The organism is uncultured Sphingomonas sp., assembly GCF_964243315.1.
Taxonomy (GTDB): domain Bacteria; phylum Pseudomonadota; class Alphaproteobacteria; order Sphingomonadales; family Sphingomonadaceae; genus Sphingomonas.
Map to the genome: position 1 here is coordinate 24,509 of NZ_CAXTEM010000009.1, position 19,432 is coordinate 43,940.

Here is a 19,432-nt window from a genome sequence, read left to right on the forward strand (position 1 = left end):
GCAAGCTTGAAGCAATGCGCGCTTTCGTGGCAAGGCTCGGCGGGGGCTCCTGCGGGGCTTGGATGAAAGAGAGCGGCTTCGGCCACGCGCATGGCGAACATCGTGCAGTTCGAAAACGTTGGGCTGCGTTACGGTTCCGGTCAGGAGACGCTGTCGGACGTGAGCTTCACGCTGGGCAGCGGCGCGTTTTATTTCCTCACCGGGGCGAGCGGCGCGGGCAAGACGTCGCTGCTAAAGCTCCTGTACCTCGCGCAGCGGCCGTCGCGCGGCGTGATCCGGCTGTTCGGCGAGGATGCGGTGATGATGCCGCGCACCCGATTGCCCGGTTTCCGCCGTCGCATCGGCGTGGTGTTCCAGGATTTCCGGCTGGTGCCGCACCTGTCCGCAGCCGACAATATCGCATTGCCGCTGCGGGTCGCGGGGATGCCCGATGCGGACATCCGCCAGCCGGTGCGCGAGATGCTCGCCTGGGTCGGGCTGGCGGAACGCGCCGACGCGCGGCCGGCGACGCTGTCGGGCGGGGAGCAGCAGCGCGTCGCGATCGCGCGCGCGGTGATAACCCGGCCGGAATTGCTGGTCGCGGACGAACCCACCGGCAACGTCGATCCGGAGATGGCCGATCGGCTGCTCCATCTATTCGACTCGCTCAACAAGCTCGGCACCACCGTCGTCGTGGCGACGCATGACTTTCAGCTGCTCGGGCGCATCCCCGGCGCGCAGATGATGCGGCTCGACAAGGGCCGATTGCTCGATCCGACCGGCGCGCTGCGCTACCCGCCGGGGCCGCGCGGCGGATGATCGGCCGCGCCACCGATCGCGCCAATGCGCGCGTGCTCGACGAGACCGGCGGGCTGCGCGCGATGACTTGGGTGATGGCGATCATGCTGTTCCTGACGGTGCTCGCCGCTGCGCTCGGCCTCGGCACCGCGAGCGGGGCGCGGTTGCTGGAGAGGCAGTTGTCGGGACGGCTGACGGTGCAGCTGGTGGAGGGCGATCCGCTGCGGCGCGACGCCGATGCCGCCCGGATCGCGACGAGCTTGCGCGCGATGCCGGGAGTCGCACGCGTGGCGGTCGTCGACCGTGTCGAGCTGACCCGGCTGTTGCGGCCCTGGCTGGGGGCGGACGGCGCCGATCCCGAACTGCCGGTGCCTGCGATGATCGATGTCGACCTTAGCGATAGCAGCGAGCCGACAGTGGCGCGCGTCGCGGCCGCCGCGGCGCGGATCAGCGGGTCGGCCCGGGTCGATCGCCATGAAAGCTGGATGTCGCCGGTCAGCCGCTTCATGACCTCGCTCACGCTGCTCGCGGGCGGAATCGTGCTGCTGATGATGGCGGCGACCGCGGCGGTGGTGGTATTGGCCGCGCGCGCGGGGCTGGAGACGCACCGGTCGACGATCGAGGTGATGCACATGCTAGGATCGACCGACGTGCAGGTGGCGCGGCTGTTCCAGCGGCGGATCGCGATCGATGCGGCGATCGGCGGCGTGGTCGGCGGACTGGCGGCGATCCTGGTGGTCGCCGCGATCGGTGCGCGGCTCGCGGGGCTCGGATCGGAACTGATCGGCGGGGTCTCGCTCGGTTTCGGCGAGTGGCTGCTGCTGGGGCTGCTGCCGATCGCGTTCGTGCTGCTCGCCATCTTCGCGGCGCGCTACAGCGTGCTCGGCGCATTGCGGCGGACGCTATGATCGTCCGGTTGTTCGGCGTGACGCTGATCCTCTGGTGCCTGGGCTTCGCGGCGTTCATGCTGACCCTGCCGCGCGTGCTGGAGGGATCGACCACCGACGCGATCGTGGTGCCGACCGGCGGCGCCGGGCGGATCGATCGCGGGATCGCGCTGCTCGAACGTCGGCAGGCCAAGCGGATGCTGGTCACCGGCGTCGGCCCCGGAGTCCGGGACGCCGATCTGGCGCGCGAATATCGAACGTCGCGGGCGCTGTTCGACTGCTGCATCGATCTGGGCCGGGAGGCGGTCGACACCCGCTCCAATGCGGAGGAAACCGCGGTGTGGGTGAAGTCGCGCAGGTATCGCACGGTGCGGCTCGTCACCTCCGACTGGCACGTGCCGCGGGCACGGATGGAATTGGGAGCGGCAATGGGCAAGAGCGTGCTGATCCTGGGCGACGGGGTGCCGAGCAGCCCGCGGCTGGGCACGTTGGTCAACGAATACAACAAGCTGATCCTGCGTCGGGTCGCCTTGTGGCTGGGGATCGGGGCATGATCGCGTGGTTGCGGACGTTGCTGTTCCGCGTCGTCTTCTACAGCATATCGGTGCCGATCGTCGTCAGCGTGCCGATCTCCGCGTTGTTCGGGCAGCAGGCGGTGATCGTCCATGCCTATGTGTGGACAGGCTTCCACCGCTGGTGCGCACGGGTGCTGCTCGGCATCAAGATCCGGACAGAGGGGCCGCGACCGACCAGGCCCGTGCTGTATGCGGCCAAGCACCAGTCGATGTTCGAGGCGCTGGAGCTGCAGGGCATGCTCGACGGCCCGGCGATGGTGCTGAAGGAGGAACTCGCGAAGATCCCCGCCTGGGGCTATGCCGCCCGTCGTTATGGCGCGCTGGTGATCGATCGCGCGGCGTCGGCCAAGGCGCTCCGGCAGATGATGCGCGAGGGCAAGGCCGCCAAGGATATCGGGCGATCGGTGCTGATCTTTCCCGAAGGCACGCGAGTGCTGCCCGGTGACCAGCCACCGCTGAAATCGGGGTTCGCGGGCCTGTACCGTGCACTGGGCATGCCGACGGTGCCGATCGCGATCGACAGCGGGCTGGTCTGGCCGAAAAAGGGTGCGAAGCGAGCGGGCACGATCACCTTCCGCTTCGGCGAGGCGATCCCACCGGGCCTGCCGCGCGAGGAGATCGACGCGCGGGTACACGCCGCGATCAATGCTTTGGACACGCCCGTCGCGGGCTGAACGGCTTCAGTCGTGCGTGCGGCCGAAGTCGGGCGCGGCGTCGTCCTGGCCTTGTTCGATGATGGAGCGGCGGATCGCGCGGGTGCGGGTGAACAGGTCGAACAACTGGTCGCCGTCGCCCCAGCGGATCGCGCGTTGCAGCATCGTCACGTCCTCGGTCAGCCGCTGGAGGATCTCCAGCACCGCCTCGCGATTGTTGAGAAAGACGTCGCGCCACATCACGGGATCGGACGCCGCGATCCGGGTGAAGTCGCGGAAGCCGCCGGCGGAGAATTTGATCACCTCGCTCTGCGTCACCTCTTCCAGGTCGCTGGCGGTGCCGACGATCGAATAGGCGATCAGATGCGGCACATGGCTGGTCACCGCGAGCACGAGATCATGGTGCCGCGGGGTCATGATCTCGACCTCGGCGCCGAGCGCCTCCCAGAACGCGCGCAGCCGCACTACCGGGGCCTCGGGCGTGGTCTCTTCGGGAGTGAGGATGCACCAGCGGCCGCGGAACAGCGTCGCGAAGCCAGCTTCGGGGCCGCTATGTTCGGTGCCCGCGACGGGGTGACCGGGCACGATCGTCGCGTCGGGCAGCACCGCGCGCAACGCCGCGAGCACGCTGGCCTTGGAGCCGCCGACATCGCTGACGATCGCGTCCGCGGGAAGATCGTCGGCGAAATCGGCCGCCACCGCACCCATCGCGCCGACCGGCACGCACAGCATCACCAGGTCGGCATCGATCACCGCCGTCCCCGCGCTATCGGCGATGTCGTCGGCAAGATCGATGCGATCGGCGACGGCGCGCACCTCGGGATCGGCATCATAGCCGGTGATGCGCACCGTCGGCATCGATGCCCGGACCGCGCGGGCGATCGAGGAGCCGATCAGGCCCAGGCCGATGATCGTGACGCGTGCGAAGGGGAGCATCAGCCGGCGCGCTCGACCTCGGCACGGAGCACGTCGACGACCTCGCGCATCTCCGCCTCGGTGCCGATCGTGATCCGCAGCCCGTGCGGCAGACCCTGTCCGGGTAGCCAGCGGGTCGCATAGCCCGCCGCCATCAGCGCCGTGTACGCGGCCTCTGCCGTGAGAGTGCCTGCGAACAGGACGAGGACGAAATTGGCCTTGCTCGGCACCGCGCGCAGCCCCGGCAGCGCGTCGATCCGATCGGCGAACCAGCTGCGCCATTCGCGATTGTGGCGGCGGCTGTGCGCGACGAACTCGGCATCCCCAAGCGCGGCGATCGCCGCCGCCTGCGCGCCGATGCTGAACGCGAACGGTGCGCGGATGCGGTGCATCGCGCCGATGATCTCGGGCGAGGCATAGCCCCAGCCGACTCGTTCCGACGCGAGGCCGAAGATCTTGGAGAAGGTCCGCGTCACCAGCACATTGGGCTGAGAGCGGGCGAGCGCGAGCGCGCCGTCGTCATCCTCCGGCTCGAGATATTCGGTATAGGCCTGGTCGAGCACCAGCAGCACGGAACGGGGCAACCCCGCGTGCAGCCGCGCGATCTCGTCCTTGCTGGAATAGGTGCCGGTCGGGTTGTTCGGATTGGCGACGAACACGATCCTGGTCCGGTCGGTGACCGCCGCCAGGATCGCGTCGACATCGGTGGCATAGTCGCGGTCCGGGACGACGACCGGGGTCGCACCGACCCGACGGGTCGCGATCTCGTACACCGCGAAGCCGTAGCGGACGTGAATGATCTCGTCCCCCGCCCCGGCGAAGGTGCCTGCGGCGAGGTGCAGTACCTCGTCCGATCCGGTGCCGTAGATCAGTCGATCCGCCTCGACTCCATAATGGGCGGCCAGCGCGGCGCGCAGATCGGCCGCGGCGGCGTCGGGATAGCGTTCCAGATGCTGGCCGGCGTCGCAATACGCGGTGCGCGCGGCGTCGGGGGTGCCGAACGGATTCTCGTTCGACGATAGTTTGACGACCTTGCGGCCATCCTCGCTGGTCGAACGGCCGGGGACATAGGGCGCGATGCCCATGATCCACGGCTTGGGGGCGGGTGCGGTCATGGCCGGGCGTGTACCCGCCGCGGGCGTGGGATGACAAGCTGCGGGCAATGCCACCCTTCACCACCCCGGCGGAGGCCGGGGCCCAGGTGGGAGACGTTCGTGATGACGGTCAGTGCTCCGTTACCTCTGCCTTCGCGACTGGGCCCCGGCCTTCGCCGGGGTGGTGGCTAACTTTGCCGCATGGTGCTCAGGATGTCGCCACCCGCCACCATTGCTTGCGACCTTGCGGCGCCTTAGGGCGAGCGCGATGTCGGATGATCAGCGTTTTGGGCTGTCGCGCCATGTGACGTTGCCGGGGCCGCTGCGCCTCGACGGCGGCGTGCTGCTGTCGTCGGTCGAAATCGCCTACGAAACCTATGGCACGCTCGATGCCGACGCGGGCAACGCGGTGCTGATCTGCCACGCGTTGACCGGCGATCAGCATGTCGCGTCGGCGCATCCGCGCACCGGCAAGCCCGGCTGGTGGGCGCGGATGGTCGGCCCGGGAAAGCCGATCGACCCGGCGCGTCATTTCGTGATCTGCGCCAACGTGCTCGGCAGCTGCATGGGCAGTTCGGGCCCGGCGTCGATCAACCCGGCGACGGGGCGCCCCTGGGCGATGGCGTTTCCGGTGATCACGATCCGCGACATGGTTCGCGCGCAGGCGATGCTGCTCGATCATCTCGGCGTCGCCCGGCTGCACGCGGTGGTCGGCGGATCGATGGGCGGGATGCAGGCGCTGAGCTGGCCCGCGACCTACCCCGACCGGGTCCGGGCGGTGGTGGTGATCGCCTCCACCGCGCGCCATACCGCGCAGAACATCGCGTTCCACGAGGTCGGACGGCAGGCGGTGATGGCCGACCCGAAATGGCGCGGCGGCGACTATTATGCGGATGCCGATGGCGGCGAGGGCGATCCCCCGGCGGCGGGGTTGGCGGTGGCGCGAATGGCGGCGCACATCACCTATCTGTCGGAGGCCGGACTGACGGAGAAATTCGGGCGCCGCCTGCAAGCGCGGGGCGACGGGCCGGGCGCCAAGAGCTTCGGCTTCGACGCCGATTTCCAGGTCGAGAGCTATCTGCGCCACCAGGGGCTGAGCTTCGTCGACCGCTTCGACGCCAACTCCTATCTCTACATCACCCGCGCGATGGATTATTTCGACCTGGCCGAGGAACATGGCGGGATGCTCGCCAACGCGTTCCGCGCGTCGAGCGCCCGGTTCTGCCTGGTCAGCTTCGATACCGACTGGCTGTACCCGACCGCCGAATCGCGCACCGTCGTGCGCGCGCTCAACGCCGCTGGCGCGCCGGTGAGCTTCGTGGAGCTGTCGAGCCCCTATGGGCACGACGCGTTCCTGCTCGACGTTCCCGAGCTCAACCGCGTGATCGATGGCTTCATGAGAGGCGGTCGATGATCGAGTTTTCCGACGACAAGGCGCGGTTGCAGGTCGATCGCGTCCATGGCTGGCTGGCGGGAAGCTATTGGTCGCCGGGCATTGCACGCGATGTTGTCGATCGTGCGATCACCGGGTCGCACTGCCTCGGAGCCTATGACGCGGGCAAGCAGATCGGGTTCGCACGGATGATCACCGATCACGCGACCTTCGCGTGGCTCGCCGACGTCTGGGTGGTCGAGGAAGCGCGCGGCAGCGGCCTCGGGCGGGCGATGGTAAACTGGTTCCTCGATCATCCCGACTTTCAGGGGCTGCGCCGGATCGGACTGGTCACGGCCGACGCGCACGGCGTCTACGCGGCGTCAGGCTTCCACTCAGTCGTGCGCCCCGATCGGTACATGGAGCGACTCGCGCCGGGGCTGGCGCAGCAATTGCGAGACGCGCCGTGAAGCTTCGCCCCGACCTCGCGATCATCGCGCAGCATGTGACGCGGGACAGCCATATCCTCGATGTCGGCTGTGGCGATGGGCAATTGATGGCGGCGCTGCGCGACGATCGCGGGTGCGATGCGCGTGGGCTGGAGCTGCGGCCGGGCAACGTCGCGGCGGCGGTGGCGCGCGGGTTGTCGGTCATTCAGGGCGATGCTGATGTCGATCTGGTCGACTATCCCGACCAGAGCTTCGACTATGCGATCCTCAGCCAGACCCTGCAGACCGCGCATGCACCCGATGCGGTGCTCGACCATCTGTTGCGGATCGGACGGCGCGCGTTCGTCAGCTTTCCGAACTTCGCGCACTGGCGGGTGCGGCTGTCGTTGATGTGGGGCGGCCGGATGCCGGTGACGCGGCAATTGCCCGAACAATGGTTCGACACCCCGAACATCCATCATGTCACGATCGACGATTTTCGCGCCTTTCTGAAGGAGCGATCGGTGACGGTCGAAGCCGCCTGGTTCCTGTCGGGCGACAAGCGAACCGGTGCCGCGGCGGCCAATCTGCTGGCCGAACATGCGGTGTTTCTGCTGCGGCGGTAGAGTCTCGGGAACCTACCGAGTTGACGCAGGTTAATGGCGTGCAAACCGTGAGGATTCTCGTGCCCAAGACCGCCCTCATCGTCGAAGACGAGATTTTCGTCGCGCTCGACCTGGAACGGATCCTAACCGATGCAGGGTATAGCGTCGCCGCGATCGCCGCAGACAGTGCGAGTGCGATGGACGCCGCCCCCAACGTTTCGTTCGCCTTCGTCGACGTCAATCTGCGGGATGGGCCGACCGGACCCGGCATCGCCGAACGGATCGCGCGCGATTACGGGGTGAAGGTCGTCTTCGTCACCGCCAATCCCGCGCAGATCGGCCCCGAAAGCGCTTGCGCTCTCGGCTATATTCGTAAGCCGTTCAGCGAGGCGGCGATCCTGGCCGCGGCATCGCTCGCGACCGCGGGCGAGCCGGTCGACAGCTATGGCGATCTGGTCACGATCAGACGCGCCTGAACCGCGTCAGGGCCTGGTCAGCGCGCCCGCGGGCATATCGACCGTCATCGTCAGCCCCTCCGGTCGCCATTCGCGCATGACCCGTCCGCCGAGCTGACGGACCGCACTTAGTTCGATCAACTGGCTGCCGAACCCGGCCGAGCCGGCGGGCTCGATCACCGCGGGACCGCCCCGCTCCTGCCAGACGATCGTGACGCGATCATGCTGCCGCGCTACCCGGATCTCGATCCGTCCAGCCTCGTTCGACAGCGCCCCGTATTTGGTCGCGTTAGTCGCCAGCTCGTGGAACAGCAGCGCCAGCGGCGTCGCCGAACGATCGTCGATCTCGATATCGTCGCCGACCACCATCAGCCGCTCGCCATTGTTGCGCTGATAGGGTGCGAACAATTCGGCGAGCAGTCCTTCCAAACTGTCCTGGCGTGCCGCCGGGCGCGAATTCGGACTGTGCGGGCGGACGAAGTCGTGGGCGCGGCCGAGCGCGGTGATACGGTCGCGAAGATCGCTTGCCAGCGGCGCGAAATCGGGACGGCTGCGCGCCGCGAAGCCGATCAGGCCGGAGATCACCGCAAAGATGTTCTTGATGCGATGTGACAATTCCTGGCTGATCACCTCGCGCTGTTCGAGCGCCAGTTTCTGTTCGTGGATGTCGGTGCAGGTCCCAAACCAACGGGTGATCGCGCCGGCATCGTCGCGGACCGCCAACGCGCGGCCGAGCACCCAACGATAGGTGCCATCGAAATGGCGCAGGCGGTATTCGATCTGGTAGGGCTCGCCGGTGTCGAGGCTGTGCCGCCACAGTGTCCAGGCACGGTCGCGATCGTCGACGTGGAAGATCTCACTCCAGCCCGCGCCATCGGTGCTGCCCGCGGGCACGCCGGTGAATTCGTACCAACGTGCGTTGTAATAGTCGTGGTAGCCGTCGGGGAGCGTCGACCACACCATCTGCGGCATGGTGTCGGCCAGGGCGCGGAACCGATCCTCGCTGTTGCGCAGTACGCGGCGCTGGTCGTTCTCCGCATCGCGCCAGGCGGCGGCGTCGCGACTGTCGCGCATCCGGGTCATGACGTCGGCGGCGAGCGTGACGAGCCCCTGGCGCTGGAGCGGCGTGAGTCCGGCGCGCGGTTCGGTGTCGATGACGCACAGCGATCCCATCGGCATGCCGTCGTCGGCAATCAGCGGCGCGCCCGCGTAGAAGCGGATGTTCATCTCGCCGGTGACGAGCGGATTGTCGACGAAGCGCGGATCCCGCGTCGCGTCGGGCACGATCATCACGTCGGGTTCGAGCATCGCGTGCGCGCAGAACGACGTCTCGCGCGAGGTGCTTTCGACGTCGAGGCCAGTCCGGGCGAGGAACGTCTGCTGGCGCTCCTCGACCAGGCTGACGAGCGCGATCGGCACGTCGCACAGCGCCGCCGCGAAATCGGTTATGCGGCGCAGGTCTTCGCTGTTGCGCAGCGTGTCGAGTTCGTAGGCTTCCATCGCAGCGTTGCGCGCGCGCTCGTCGATCTGCCACCCGCGTGGCGCTGCGGCAGAGTCGGCGGCAATCGTCGCTTGATCGTCGGGAAAAGTCGCCACCCTTAGAACGGAACGTCGTCGTCGAGATCGTCCGCGAAGCCGCCGCCCTGCCCGAACCCGCCGCCGCCGCCGCCGCCGCCGGCACCGCCGCCGGACGAGCCGCGCGATCCGCCACCGCTGCCGCCGCCATAGCCACCGCGTCCACCGCCGCTGCCGCCACCGCCGCTTTCGGCACCCCAATCGTCACCGCCGCGGCTGCCGCCGCCACCGCCTGCGCCGCCACCCGCACCGGGCGCGCCGTCGAGCATCGTCAGGACGCTGTTGAAGCCCTGGAGCACGATCTCGGTCGAATATTTGTCCTGTCCCTGCGCGTCCTGCCACTTACGGGTCGACAGCGCGCCTTCGATATAGACCTTGCTGCCCTTGCGCAGATAGCGCTCGGCGACGTTGGCGAGGCCTTCGTTGAAGATCGCGACCGAATGCCATTCGGTCTTTTCCTTGCGCTCGCCGCTGTTCTTGTCCTTCCAGCTCTCGGACGTCGCGATGCGCAGATTGACGACCTTCCCGCCGTTCTGGAACGTCTTGCTTTCGGGATCGCGGCCGAGATTGCCGACGATGATGACCTTGTTGACGCTGCCTGCCATGTAAGCCTCTTCAGAGTCCGGCGAGGACCGCCAGCCAGTAGGTGATTCCGGCCATGATGTAGGCGGCGGTGAACAAATAGCCAACCATGAAGGCGGGCCAGCGCCAGCCGTTCGTCTCGCGACGGGTCACCGCGATCGTCGAGATGCATTGCGGCGCGAACACGAACCACATCAGGAACGCGAGCGCGGTTGGCAGCGACCAGCGGCCGCGCAGATTGTCGGTCATCGCCCGCCCGCCTTGCGCGCTGTCCGGGTCGTCGATCGCGTAGACGGTGCCGATCGCCGCCACCGCGACCTCGCGCGCGGCCATCGCCGGGATCAGCGCGAGGACGATGTCGCGGTTGAAGCCGATCGGCGCGAACACCGGGGCGATGCCGTTGGCGATCCGCCCGGCGACCGAATAGTCGACCGCCGAGACACGGCTGTCCGCGGGCGGCTTGGGGAAGCTCAGCAGCGCCCACAGGATCACGGTGGAGACGAGGATGATCGTGCCCGCCCGCTTCAGGAATATCTCGGCGCGGCTCCACAGCCCGATCAGCACGTCGCGCATCTGCGGCCATTGATATTTGGGCATCTCCATCATGAAGCCCGACGACGCGCCCTTGGTCACCGTGCGCCGGAGCACCAGCGCGGCGACGAACGCCCCGACGATGCCCATCACGTAGAGCCCGAGCATCACCAGCCCCTGCAAGCCGACGAAGCCGATCACCCGGCGTTCCGGAATGAAGGCGCCGATGATCAGCGTGTAGACCGGGAGGCGCGCCGAGCAGGTCATCAGCGGCGCGATCAGGATCGTGGTCAGCCGGTCGTTCTCGTCCTCGATCGTCCGCGTCGCCATGATCCCCGGGACGGCGCAGGCGAACGACGACAGCAGCGGGATGAAGGCACGGCCCGACAGGCCGACGCGCGCCATCAGCCGGTCCATCAGGAACGCCGCGCGGACCATGTAGCCCGACGCCTCCAGCACGAGGATGAAGAGGAAGAGGATCAGGATCTGCGGCAGGAACACGATCACTGCGCCCACGCCCGCGATCACCCCGTCGGCGACCAGCGATCGCAGCACCGAAGGCGCGAACTCGTCCTGGATCGCCCCTTGCAGCCACGCGAACCCTGCGTCGAGCGCGTCGGCGGGCACGGTCGCCCAGGTGAACACCGCCTGGAACATGAAGAACAGGATCGCGAGCAGCAGGATCGGGCCCGCGACCGGATGCAGCGCGATGGTGTCGAACAGATGCGTCCAGCGGCGCTTGGGGGTTTCCGACACCGTCGCCGCAGCGGCGATCCCGCGGGCGCGCCGTTGCAGCACCGCCATGCTTTCCCCGGGTGCGTCTTGCGGCCGCCGCGCCTGCCCGCCACCGCCGACCGCGGTGCCGAGACGATCCTTCAGGCTATCGAGCCCGCGCCGCCGCACCGCGACCGTCGGCACCACGGGAACGCCGAGTTCGCGTTCGAGGATCGCCGCGTCGAGCGTCAGACCGTCGCGCTCCGCGAGATCGACCATGTTGAGCGCGACGACCACCGGCAGCCCGAGCGCGATCAGCTGGAGCGTGAAGCGCAGATGATTGTCGAGATTGGCGGCATCGACCACTACGACCAAGGCATCGGGCAATCGCTCCCCCGCCTGCGTGCCCATCAGCACGTCGCGGGTCACGCGTTCGTCGGGGCTCGACGGATCGAGGCTGTAGGCGCCAGGCAAATCGACCAGCTCGACCGGTCGGCCGTCGTCGAGCACCAGCCGGCCCGAATGGCGTTCGACGGTGACGCCGGGATAGTTGCCGACCTTCTGACGCGCCCCGGTAAGCGCGTTGAACAGCGCGCTCTTGCCGGCATTTGGATTGCCGACGAGCGCGACCAGCGGGGCGGCGTTCATCCTATCCGGCGGCGGGGGCGACGTGGATCGCACCGGCGACGACGCGGCGCAACGCCACCGTCATCCGGCCGATCCGGCACGCGATCGGACCGCTGCCGAGCGTGGCGCGGTGCAACACCTCGACCGCGACGCCCTCGTCGAAGCCGAGTTCACGCAGCCGCCGCGCTTCGGGATCCGCAAGCCGCGACCAATCGATCGACGCGACCACGCCACTCTGGCGGCGCGGGAGCGATTCGAGGCTGACGGCGGGGACGATGCGTCGCGACATATCCATGATGCGACTGATTATCAGTAACTGATCCCGCCGGATAGAGGAATCTTGTCCGTCGTGCAGGAGGTTGTTCAGATCGCGGGGTAGCGTAGCCGCCCGACGAAGCGCGACAGGCTGGGGCGGTGCTCGACTCGCGCGAGGAAGCCCGCCTTGGCTTTTTCGAATCGCATGATGCCGTCGATCCGCCGGTTGAGGAACGCGCTGGTGTCCGCGTGCTGTTCGCTGTCGTCGTCGAGGAACACGGTAAGGGTCGACGCGTACACCGCGAACAGGATGCCGCGCTTGGTATAATGGTTGTAGTCGGTCGCGGTGTCGCCCGCACGAGCCCAGATCAGGTCGACGGTGCGCCAGCCGAGCGCCGCGCCACGACCCAGATTCTGCGGCATCGCCAGGATCGAGACCGCCCGACGCAGCGATTCGCGCATCGGTGCCGCGGCATCGAGTCGCGCCTCGACCATCGCGCGGATCCGCTCGCGGATCTTCATCGTCGCGAGCGTCTCGGCGGGCAGCGCGGCAACCATCGCCGTGTCGATCGCGGCGAACCAGGCGTCGATCATATCGACCGCGCCGCCGGGGAAGGCCAGCGCGGCGATGTCGCGATCGATCCCCGCCATCTCCGCCGCGAGATCGCGTGCCGCATCGCCCCAGCCGTCGAACGCGGCATTGGCGGCGATATCGGCTGCGATCCGCGTGCGAACCTCGTCTAGCGTCAGATCCTCGGTCATCACGCTTGCTCCTGCTCCCTCGCCAGCGCGGGCGCAACCCGGCCACGCCGTACCAACACCAACGCCGCCGCGACGAGCCCGCCGCCAACCAGATCGATCAGGCCGAGCCGTTCGTCATATTCGATCCAGCCGAGCGTCGCGCCGACCATCGGCTGCACCAGCAGCGCGATACCGATCACCAGCGGCGGCAGGCGGCCGAGCGCGTAGATCATCAGCCCCTGCCCGATGATCTGGCTGACCAGCGCGAGCGCGATCAACGCGGTCCAATCCTGCGGAGCTATCCGCTCGCCGAGCATCCACGCGAATGCGAGCAACGGCAGCGCGCTGGCGATCGTCGATAGCGCCAGCGCGGGCAGCGGCGCCATCACGTCGCGCGCGCGCGACATCGCGATAAAATAGACCGCGTACAGCAGCCCCGCGAGCAGGCAGAGCAGATCGCCCGCGAGATGCCGCGGATCGAGCTGGTAGGACCGCCCCATCAGCAATCCGCCGCCCAGTGCCGCAAGTGCCAGCGCCAGCGCCTGGACCCGCGTCGGCCAGGCGCGGGCGACGAGGAACCCGTAGATCGGGAAGATCAACGTCGCCGAATTGCCGAACAGGGTGGCGTTGCCGAGCGTGGTCCGCAGGATGCCGAGATGCCAGCTGGCGAGATCGGCGGCGAAGAAGATGCCGCCGCCGATGAGGACCAGCCAGAGACCGGGGGCCAGCCGCGTCGGGCGCGCCCCGCTCGCCACGGCGAAGGCGACCAGCACCGGGATCGCCAGCGTGATCCGCCAGAAGCCGGCGGCGACCGGACCGGTGTCGGCGAGGCGTACGAACCACGGGCCGAAGCCGAGCGCGATATTGGCGGCGATCACCGCTACGAACGCGAAGGCGGGCGGCGTGCCGGGGATCGGCGCGTCCGGTGAAGAAACCGGGTCGCTTGCCGCAGCCACAGAAAAACTTGTCGGGGTCGGCTCGTGCATGCCGTCCCTTAGCGTCCTATCTCCGCTGCGTCAGGCCAGTGCCTCACCATTTGCAAGGAAGCCGTTCTCCATGCCCAGCCTATTCGACCCGATCGACCTCGGCGACGTTCACGCGCCCAACCGCATTCTGATGGCCCCGCTCACCCGCGGCCGCGCGGACCGGGACGCGGTGCCGACCCCGATCATGGTCGATTATTATGCACAGCGGGCGAGCGCCGGGCTGATCATCAGCGAAGCCACCGGGATCAGCCGCGAGGGGCTGGGCTGGCCGTTCGCACCGGGGCTGTGGACCGATGCGCAGGTCGCGGCGTGGAAGCCGGTAACCGCGGCGGTACATGCCGCGGGCGGGCGTATCGTCGCGCAATTGTGGCATATGGGCCGTCAGGTCCATTCGTCGGTGATCGGCGGGCAGCCGGTATCGTCGTCGGCGACCGCGACCGCGGGGCAGGCGCACACCTATGAGGGCAAGCAGGATTTCGAGACCGCACGGCCGCTCGAACTGCATGAGATCCCGCGGTTGCTCGACGATTACGAGCTGGCGACCCGCAATGCGCTCGCCGCCGGGTTCGACGGCGTGCAGATCCACGCCGCGAACGGATACCTGATCGACGAATTCCTGCGTGACGGCGCCAACTTCCGCGAGGATGCCTATGGCGGTTCGCCGGAAAACCGCATCCGCCTGCTCCGCGAAGTCACTGAGCGCGTGATCTCGGTCGCGGGCGCGGGGCGGACCAGCGTGCGGCTGTCGCCCAACGGCGACTCGCAAGGCGTGGACGATAGCGATCCGGCATCGGTGTTCGTGCCGGCGGCGCAAGTGCTGTCCGATCTCGGCATCGCGTTCCTCGAGCTGCGCGAACCCGGCCCCGACGGCACCTTCGGCAAGACCGACGTGCCGAAGCTGAGCCCGGCGATACGCAAGGTGTTCAAGGGCGTGCTGGTGCTGAATTCCGATTACACCACCGCGGCCGACGCCCAGGCGGTGATCGATTCGGGCGTGGCGGACGCGATCGCGTTCGGCCGCACCTTCCTGGCCAACCCCGACCTGCCGGAGCGCCTGCGCCGCGACGCACCGCTTAACGATAGCAACCCGCGCACCTGGTACAGCCAGGGACCCGAGGGCTATGTCGATTATCCGGCTTTGGACGAGCAGCAGGCGGCGTAGAGCGGCGTAACGAAAAAGGCCCGGTGCGTTTCCGCACCGGGCTCAAGGTTGTCCGCAGGAGGAACGTCTTGGGGGGGCGGGCGCACCCGCCCCCGAACTCAGTAATTATAGGCGCGTTCGCCGTGTTCGTTGATGTCGAGGCCCTCGCTCTCGACTTCGGCGGTCGGGCGCAGGCCGATCGTCTTGTCGAGCAGGAAGAACAGCGCGGCCGAGACCAGACCGGACCAGAGCAGGGTGATCCCCACTGCCTGGATCTGGGTGATCAGCTGGGCGCCCATGTCGTACGTGCCCGCGATCGCCGGCGTCACGGTATAGTCGAACCAGCCCTGCCCGCCGAGCGCGGGATCGGCGACGATCGCGGTGCCGAGCGCACCGAAGATGCCGCCGATGCAATGGACGCCGAAAACGTCGAGCGTGTCGTCATAGCCGAGCTTGTTCTTCACCGTGGTGACGAAGAAGAAGCAGACCGGCGACACCAACAGGCCGAGCACGATCGAGGTCATCGGTGCGGCGAAACCCGACGCCGGGGTGATCGCGACGAGCCCTGCGACCGCGCCGGTCGCGGCGCCGAGCAGCGAGGGCTTCTTGTGGACGATCTGTTCGATCACCGCCCACGACACCGCCGCGGCAGCGGTCGCCACATAGGTGTTGATGAAGGCGACCGCGGTGACGCCATTGGCTTCCAGGTTGGAACCGGCGTTGAAGCCGAACCAGCCCACCCACAGCAGCGAGGTGCCGATCATGGTCATTGTCAGCGAATGCGGCGGCATCGGCTCCTTCTTGTAGCCCAAGCGACGGCCCATCACGAGGCAACCGGCCAAGCCTGCGATACCCGCATTGATGTGGACCACGGTGCCGCCAGCGAAATCGAGCGCGCCCTTGCCGTAGAGATAGCCATAGTCGCCGGGTTGGTTGGGTAGGAAATCCGGGCCCGCCCAGTACCAGACCATGTGCGCGATCGGGAAATAGACGATCGTCAGCCACGCCACCACGAAGATGATCAACGGTGTGAACTTCACCCGTTCGGCGAACGCACCGACGATCAGCGCGGGCGTGATGCACGCGAAGGTCATCTGGAACACGACATAGGCGTATTCGGGAATGTACACGCCGTTGGAGAAGGTCGCCGCCAGGGTCGTCGCGTCGACGCCCTTCAGGAACGCCTTGGAAAGGCCACCGATGAACGGATTGCCCGCGGTGAACGCCAGGCTGTAGCCCCAGCAGACCCAGACGAGGCTGGCGACGCACACGATCATCAGCACCTGCATCAGCACCGACAGCATGTTCTTGGTACGGACCAGGCCGCCGTAGAACAGCGCCAGGCCGGGCACCGACATCATCAGCACCAGCGCCGACGAGATCAGCATCCAGGTGGTGTCGCCCTTGTTGACCATCGCCGCGGTCGCCACGAACGGTGTCGCGGGCGCGGTGGCCGCCCCCTGTGCCCAGGCGGGCATCGCCGCGACGGCGGCGGCGCCGAGCGCGAGACCGCCGGCAATCTTGATCGCTTGCTTCATCTTACCCCCCTCAAAGCGCCGTATCGTCGGTTTCGCCGGTGCGGATCCGCACGGCCTGCCCGACGTCGAGAACGAAGATCTTGCCGTCGCCGATCGCGCCGGTGTTCGCCGATGCCTGGATCGCCTCGACCACTCGGTCGGCAAGATCGGCGGCGCAGACCACCTCGATCTTGATCTTCGGCACCATGTTGGTGCTGTATTCCGCGCCGCGGTAGATCTCGGTCTGGCCCTTTTGACGGCCGAACCCCTTCACCTCGGTGACTGTCATTCCCGCCACGCCCAAGGTGGTGAGAGCTTCCCTCACCTCGTCGAGCTTGAATGGCTTGATGATCGCGATAACCAGCTTCACCGGCGCCCCCCTTTCTTGTCCCGGGAGGCAACGTCGCAACGATCGTGCCAGATGCGGAACGAAGGGGTTTTACCCGCTGGCGGAGGTACAGACCGCCGCAAGCCGGCTAATTATGGTGCAGCGCACATCGACTGCCCGTTTTTCAGGCAGCGTCAGCGACGATCTGCCGCGCGGCGTCGATATCCTCGTCATCGACCATCACGCGCACCGGGATCAGCAGGTAGCTGCCGTCGCCGATCGACGCTTCGCCATCGAAGGCGATCGCGTCGATGCCCTCGCTGTCAAGCCGGCCGACCAGTATATGCGCCTCGTTACGGCTGAACCGGCCGAGTTCGACGAGGCTCATGCGGGCGTGGCGGTGGGATTGCGGATCGGAAGGCCGTCGATGCTGCGGGTGTGATCGGCATAGCCTTCCAGCCGTTCCTCGTCGGTCTTCGCGGCATGGTATTTGCTGAGGGTGGTGCGCTCACGCTCCAAGGTCATGAAGGGTACGCCCCAGCCGCACGAGGTCTGCACCTCGTCGATGTCGATCACGAAGATCTGCCGCGTGCCGGGCAGCGGCGTGAAGCGGGCGTAAAGATCGGCCCAGCCGTCATCCTGCGGCAACACCGCGACACCCTGGCCATAGATGCGGAATATCAGCGCGGGCCGATCGAAGGCGCAGAACATGATCGTAATGCGGCCGTCGGCGCCGAGATGCGCGTTGGTCTCGTTCCCCGATCCACCGACGTCGAGGTAGGCGACGCGGGTATCGTCGAGCACGCGGAAGCTGTCCATGCCCTTCGGGCTGAGGTTGATCCGCGCCCCGGCCGCCGTGGTCGCGACGAAGAACACCGGTTGCCGGGCGATAAAGCCGCGGTGATCCTGAGTCAGCGTGGGGAAGAACTGCACGGCAGCACCCTTTTTCGTCGCGCATCATCCATGTGCGTGGCCTTCGATCATCAAGCACTATCGGTCCGCCACCGGCAAGCGCAAACGGGTCAATCCGCGGCTCGATATCGGGATCGGGGCTGCGGGCCGCAATGCAGGTTTGAACCCGTCGCAGATCAGCAAAATTGCGCTACGCGCCGCCGCGAAGAAGGTGCCGGCTGCGCAGAGGCAGGAGGGAGACGGCCTCCCGCTCGCCCGCTACCGCCGGTTCTGATGTCTGGCTCGGCGTTCACCGCACCAGTTGAAATCTCATCAGCCCCACGCTCCCCTCAGACCGCGGTCCCGCCGATCGTCAGCCCGCCGACCAGCAGCGTCGGCTGGCCCACGCCCGCCGGGACGCTCTGCCCGCCCTTGCCGCAGACGCCGATGCCTTCGTCGAGCGCAAAGTCGTTGCCGATGCCGAGCACCTTGGTGAGCACGGTCGGGCCGTCGCCGATCAGCGTCGCGCCCTTGATCGGCGCGCCGATCCGGCCGTCCTCGACCATGTACGCCTCGGTGCAGGAGAACACGAACTTGCCCGACACGATGTCGACCTGCCCGCCGCCGAAGCTCTTGGCGAAGATCCCGCGTTTGACCCGCGACAGCAGCTCTGCGGGATCGTCGTTGCCGGCCTTCATAAAGGTATTGGTCATCCGCGGCATCGGGGCATGCGCGAAGCTTTCGCGGCGGCCGTTGCCGGTCGGGGCGACGCCCATCAGGCGCGCATTGAGGCGGTCCTGCATATAGCCCTTTAGAATGCCGTCTTCGATCAGGATCGTCTCGCCGGTCGGCGTGCCCTCGTCGTCGATGCTGAGCGAGCCGCGGCGGTCCTGGATCGATCCGTCGTCGACCACGGTGACGCCCGGCGCGGCGACGCGCTCGCCGATCCGGCCGGAGAAGGCGCTGGTGCCCTTGCGGTTGAAGTCGCCCTCCAGGCCATGGCCGATCGCCTCGTGCAGCACGATCCCCGGCCAGCCCGGCCCGAGCAGCACGGTCATCTCGCCCGCGGGCGCAGCGACCGAATCGAGGTTGACCAGCGCCTGCGCCAGCGCCTCGTCGATCGCGCGGTTCCAGGTCGCGGGCTCGAACAGCGTATCGTACAGATAGCGCCCGCCCATCCCGAAGGTGCCGGTTTCGCGCCGGCCATTCCGTTCGACCACGATCTGGACGTTGAGCCGGACCAGCGGGCGGACATCGGTCGCGACGAAGCCGTCGGCGCGGACGATCTCCACCACGCCCCAGGTGCCCGACAAGCCGACCGAGACCTGTGCGACGCGTGGGTCGCGCGCGCGCGCAGCGGCGTCGATCGTCTGGCAGAGGTTCACCTTGTCCGCGAACGGCACGAGATCGAGCGGATCGGCGGCGGTGTAGAGGTGGCGGTTGGTGCCTTGCGGGGCGCTCGCCTTCGCACCCTTGCCGGGTTCGATCAGCGTCATCGTCTCCGCCGCGCGCTTGATCGCAGCTTCGCTCAGTTCGTTGGCGTGCGCGAAGGCGGTCATCTCGCCCGACACCGCGCGCAGCCCGAAACCGGCGTTCGTATCGTAGCTCGCGGTCTTCAGCCGGCCGTCGTCGAAGCCGAACGCTTCCGACTTCTTGTACTGGAGGTAGAGTTCGCCGTCATCGGCGGCGCCCAGCGCGGCGGCGGTCAGCGCCTGCGCCGCCTCCGGGGTCAGTTGGTCGCGATAGAGAAACGAGCGGGGATCTGCTGCTGCGGTCATGCCCG

The 19,432-nt window shown here is 67.7% G+C and carries 23 protein-coding genes; 10 read left to right on the forward strand and 13 right to left on the reverse strand.

The genetic code is table 11. The annotated features are described in order from the left end of the window. Nucleotides 1–90 precede the first annotated feature (90 nt). From ftsE to ACFE77_RS04815, 4 genes are read left to right on the forward strand one after another with little or no spacing between them, the layout of a single operon-like run. A complete protein-coding gene (gene ftsE, locus ACFE77_RS04800) occupies nucleotides 91–798 on the forward strand; it encodes a cell division ATP-binding protein FtsE (protein WP_375420489.1) in 708 nt (235 codons plus the stop codon). Beyond that, nucleotides 795–1,685, forward strand: coding sequence for a cell division protein FtsX (locus ACFE77_RS04805; protein ID WP_375420490.1), 891 nt, complete (start codon nucleotides 795–797; stop codon nucleotides 1,683–1,685). Before ftsE ends, ACFE77_RS04805 begins: the two co-directional genes overlap by 4 nt. Next, the gene (locus ACFE77_RS04810) at nucleotides 1,682–2,218 is read left to right on the forward strand and encodes a YdcF family protein (protein ID WP_375420491.1); all 537 of its coding nucleotides are present in this window, start codon (nucleotides 1,682–1,684) and stop codon (nucleotides 2,216–2,218) included. Before ACFE77_RS04805 ends, ACFE77_RS04810 begins: the two co-directional genes overlap by 4 nt. Continuing rightward, complete coding sequence (locus ACFE77_RS04815) at nucleotides 2,215–2,913, forward strand: lysophospholipid acyltransferase family protein (protein WP_375420492.1); 699 nt, start codon at nucleotides 2,215–2,217, stop codon at nucleotides 2,911–2,913. The genes ACFE77_RS04810 and ACFE77_RS04815 overlap by 4 nt, the downstream gene beginning before the upstream one ends. 6 nt (nucleotides 2,914–2,919) lie before the next feature. On the opposite strand, the gene ACFE77_RS04820 is transcribed toward ACFE77_RS04815, so the two are convergent. Together ACFE77_RS04820 and hisC are read right to left on the reverse strand one after the other, a co-directional pair. Beyond that, nucleotides 2,920–3,828 (reverse strand): prephenate/arogenate dehydrogenase family protein, encoded by a 909-nt coding sequence (locus tag ACFE77_RS04820; protein ID WP_375420493.1) that lies wholly within the window; start codon nucleotides 3,826–3,828, stop codon nucleotides 2,920–2,922. After that, the gene (gene hisC, locus ACFE77_RS04825; RefSeq protein WP_375420494.1) at nucleotides 3,828–4,922 is read right to left on the reverse strand and encodes a histidinol-phosphate transaminase; all 1,095 of its coding nucleotides are present in this window, start codon (nucleotides 4,920–4,922) and stop codon (nucleotides 3,828–3,830) included. The genes ACFE77_RS04820 and hisC overlap by 1 nt, the downstream gene beginning before the upstream one ends. 247 nt (nucleotides 4,923–5,169) lie before the next feature. Between hisC and ACFE77_RS04830 the strand changes: the two genes are divergently transcribed. From ACFE77_RS04830 to ACFE77_RS04845, 4 genes are read left to right on the forward strand one after another with little or no spacing between them, the layout of a single operon-like run. Continuing rightward, the gene (locus tag ACFE77_RS04830; RefSeq protein WP_375420495.1) at nucleotides 5,170–6,315 is read left to right on the forward strand and encodes a homoserine O-acetyltransferase; all 1,146 of its coding nucleotides are present in this window, start codon (nucleotides 5,170–5,172) and stop codon (nucleotides 6,313–6,315) included. Next, nucleotides 6,312–6,743 carry a GNAT family N-acetyltransferase gene (locus tag ACFE77_RS04835; RefSeq protein WP_375420496.1) on the forward strand — a complete coding sequence of 144 codons (432 nt, stop codon included), beginning with the start codon at nucleotides 6,312–6,314 and terminating at the stop codon, nucleotides 6,741–6,743. The genes ACFE77_RS04830 and ACFE77_RS04835 overlap by 4 nt, the downstream gene beginning before the upstream one ends. Next, nucleotides 6,740–7,327: a methionine biosynthesis protein MetW gene (metW, locus tag ACFE77_RS04840; protein ID WP_375420497.1), complete on the forward strand. Its 588-nt coding sequence runs from the start codon at nucleotides 6,740–6,742 to the stop codon at nucleotides 7,325–7,327. Before ACFE77_RS04835 ends, metW begins: the two co-directional genes overlap by 4 nt. A gap of 59 nt (nucleotides 7,328–7,386) precedes the next feature. Continuing rightward, a complete protein-coding gene (locus ACFE77_RS04845; protein ID WP_375420498.1) occupies nucleotides 7,387–7,782 on the forward strand; it encodes a response regulator in 396 nt (131 codons plus the stop codon). Between the two features lie 6 nt (nucleotides 7,783–7,788). Here the strand turns inward: ACFE77_RS04845 and ACFE77_RS04850 are convergent, their stop codons facing one another. The 6 genes from ACFE77_RS04850 to ACFE77_RS04875 form a co-directional block, all read right to left on the reverse strand. Further along, entirely contained in the window at nucleotides 7,789–9,261 is a 1,473-nt protein-coding gene (locus tag ACFE77_RS04850) for a sensor histidine kinase (protein ID WP_375420545.1), read from the reverse strand. Nucleotides 9,262–9,359: 98 nt separating this feature from the next. Next, nucleotides 9,360–9,941, reverse strand: a complete 582-nt coding sequence (gene ssb, locus ACFE77_RS04855; protein ID WP_375420499.1) for a single-stranded DNA-binding protein — start codon at nucleotides 9,939–9,941, stop codon at nucleotides 9,360–9,362. Between the two features lie 10 nt (nucleotides 9,942–9,951). After that, nucleotides 9,952–11,811, reverse strand: a complete 1,860-nt coding sequence (feoB, locus tag ACFE77_RS04860) for a ferrous iron transport protein B (RefSeq protein WP_375420500.1) — start codon at nucleotides 11,809–11,811, stop codon at nucleotides 9,952–9,954. A 1-nt stretch (nucleotide 11,812) separates the two neighbouring features. Continuing rightward, nucleotides 11,813–12,085, reverse strand: coding sequence for a ferrous iron transport protein A (locus ACFE77_RS04865; RefSeq protein WP_375420501.1), 273 nt, complete (start codon nucleotides 12,083–12,085; stop codon nucleotides 11,813–11,815). Between the two features lie 68 nt (nucleotides 12,086–12,153). Beyond that, nucleotides 12,154–12,807, reverse strand: a complete 654-nt coding sequence (locus ACFE77_RS04870; protein WP_375420502.1) for a COQ9 family protein — start codon at nucleotides 12,805–12,807, stop codon at nucleotides 12,154–12,156. Beyond that, nucleotides 12,807–13,772: a DMT family transporter gene (locus tag ACFE77_RS04875; protein ID WP_375420503.1), complete on the reverse strand. Its 966-nt coding sequence runs from the start codon at nucleotides 13,770–13,772 to the stop codon at nucleotides 12,807–12,809. Before ACFE77_RS04875 ends, ACFE77_RS04870 begins: the two co-directional genes overlap by 1 nt. Nucleotides 13,773–13,842: 70 nt before the next feature. Between ACFE77_RS04875 and ACFE77_RS04880 the strand changes: the two genes are divergently transcribed. Continuing rightward, nucleotides 13,843–14,934: an alkene reductase gene (locus ACFE77_RS04880; protein WP_375420504.1), complete on the forward strand. Its 1,092-nt coding sequence runs from the start codon at nucleotides 13,843–13,845 to the stop codon at nucleotides 14,932–14,934. 98 nt (nucleotides 14,935–15,032) lie between these two features. Here the strand turns inward: ACFE77_RS04880 and ACFE77_RS04885 are convergent, their stop codons facing one another. From ACFE77_RS04885 to ACFE77_RS04900, 4 genes are all read right to left on the reverse strand, one after another. Continuing rightward, on the reverse strand, nucleotides 15,033–16,451 hold the full coding sequence (locus ACFE77_RS04885; protein ID WP_375420505.1) for an ammonium transporter: 1,419 nt from the start codon (nucleotides 16,449–16,451) through the stop codon (nucleotides 15,033–15,035). Between the two features lie 10 nt (nucleotides 16,452–16,461). Next, nucleotides 16,462–16,800 (reverse strand): P-II family nitrogen regulator, encoded by a 339-nt coding sequence (locus ACFE77_RS04890; RefSeq protein ID WP_375420506.1) that lies wholly within the window; start codon nucleotides 16,798–16,800, stop codon nucleotides 16,462–16,464. A 142-nt stretch (nucleotides 16,801–16,942) separates the two neighbouring features. Continuing rightward, complete coding sequence (locus ACFE77_RS04895; RefSeq protein WP_375420507.1) at nucleotides 16,943–17,146, reverse strand: DUF2007 domain-containing protein; 204 nt, start codon at nucleotides 17,144–17,146, stop codon at nucleotides 16,943–16,945. Then, nucleotides 17,143–17,691 carry a pyridoxamine 5'-phosphate oxidase family protein gene (locus ACFE77_RS04900; RefSeq protein ID WP_375420508.1) on the reverse strand — a complete coding sequence of 183 codons (549 nt, stop codon included), beginning with the start codon at nucleotides 17,689–17,691 and terminating at the stop codon, nucleotides 17,143–17,145. The genes ACFE77_RS04895 and ACFE77_RS04900 overlap by 4 nt, the downstream gene beginning before the upstream one ends. On the opposite strand from ACFE77_RS04900, the gene ACFE77_RS04905 reads away from it, so the two are divergent. Beyond that, nucleotides 17,675–17,944, forward strand: coding sequence for a post-segregation antitoxin CcdA (locus ACFE77_RS04905; RefSeq protein WP_375420509.1), 270 nt, complete (start codon nucleotides 17,675–17,677; stop codon nucleotides 17,942–17,944). The two genes, ACFE77_RS04900 and ACFE77_RS04905, sit on opposite strands and share 17 nt — an antisense overlap. Nucleotides 17,945–17,999: 55 nt before the next feature. Here ACFE77_RS04905 and tldD read toward each other — a convergent pair whose 3' ends face one another. Further along, entirely contained in the window at nucleotides 18,000–19,427 is a 1,428-nt protein-coding gene (gene tldD / locus ACFE77_RS04910) for a metalloprotease TldD (protein WP_375420510.1), read from the reverse strand. Nucleotides 19,428–19,432: the final 5 nt, after the last annotated feature.

Excerpts from the sequence above, each read along its gene's own strand:
- ftsE (WP_375420489.1), top strand. The coding sequence starts at position 91 with ATGGCGAACATCGTGCAGTTCGAAAACGTTGGGCTGCGTTACGGTTCC.
- hisC (WP_375420494.1), bottom strand. The coding sequence starts at position 4,922 with ATGACCGCACCCGCCCCCAAGCCGTGGATCATGGGCATCGCGCCCTAT.
- ACFE77_RS04805 (WP_375420490.1), top strand. The coding sequence starts at position 795 with ATGATCGGCCGCGCCACCGATCGCGCCAATGCGCGCGTGCTCGACGAG.
- feoB (WP_375420500.1), bottom strand. The coding sequence starts at position 11,811 with ATGAACGCCGCCCCGCTGGTCGCGCTCGTCGGCAATCCAAATGCCGGC.
- ACFE77_RS04875 (WP_375420503.1), bottom strand. The coding sequence starts at position 13,772 with ATGCACGAGCCGACCCCGACAAGTTTTTCTGTGGCTGCGGCAAGCGAC.
- ACFE77_RS04810 (WP_375420491.1), top strand. The coding sequence starts at position 1,682 with ATGATCGTCCGGTTGTTCGGCGTGACGCTGATCCTCTGGTGCCTGGGC.
- ACFE77_RS04820 (WP_375420493.1), bottom strand. The coding sequence starts at position 3,828 with ATGCTCCCCTTCGCACGCGTCACGATCATCGGCCTGGGCCTGATCGGC.
- ACFE77_RS04885 (WP_375420505.1), bottom strand. The coding sequence starts at position 16,451 with ATGAAGCAAGCGATCAAGATTGCCGGCGGTCTCGCGCTCGGCGCCGCC.
- ACFE77_RS04830 (WP_375420495.1), top strand. The coding sequence starts at position 5,170 with ATGTCGGATGATCAGCGTTTTGGGCTGTCGCGCCATGTGACGTTGCCG.
- ACFE77_RS04895 (WP_375420507.1), bottom strand. The coding sequence starts at position 17,146 with ATGAGCCTCGTCGAACTCGGCCGGTTCAGCCGTAACGAGGCGCATATA.
- ACFE77_RS04815 (WP_375420492.1), top strand. The coding sequence starts at position 2,215 with ATGATCGCGTGGTTGCGGACGTTGCTGTTCCGCGTCGTCTTCTACAGC.
- ACFE77_RS04865 (WP_375420501.1), bottom strand. The coding sequence starts at position 12,085 with ATGGATATGTCGCGACGCATCGTCCCCGCCGTCAGCCTCGAATCGCTC.
- ACFE77_RS04835 (WP_375420496.1), top strand. The coding sequence starts at position 6,312 with ATGATCGAGTTTTCCGACGACAAGGCGCGGTTGCAGGTCGATCGCGTC.
- ACFE77_RS04880 (WP_375420504.1), top strand. The coding sequence starts at position 13,843 with ATGCCCAGCCTATTCGACCCGATCGACCTCGGCGACGTTCACGCGCCC.
- ACFE77_RS04870 (WP_375420502.1), bottom strand. The coding sequence starts at position 12,807 with ATGACCGAGGATCTGACGCTAGACGAGGTTCGCACGCGGATCGCAGCC.
- ACFE77_RS04850 (WP_375420545.1), bottom strand. The coding sequence starts at position 9,261 with ATGGAAGCCTACGAACTCGACACGCTGCGCAACAGCGAAGACCTGCGC.
- ssb (WP_375420499.1), bottom strand. The coding sequence starts at position 9,941 with ATGGCAGGCAGCGTCAACAAGGTCATCATCGTCGGCAATCTCGGCCGC.
- tldD (WP_375420510.1), bottom strand. The coding sequence starts at position 19,427 with ATGACCGCAGCAGCAGATCCCCGCTCGTTTCTCTATCGCGACCAACTG.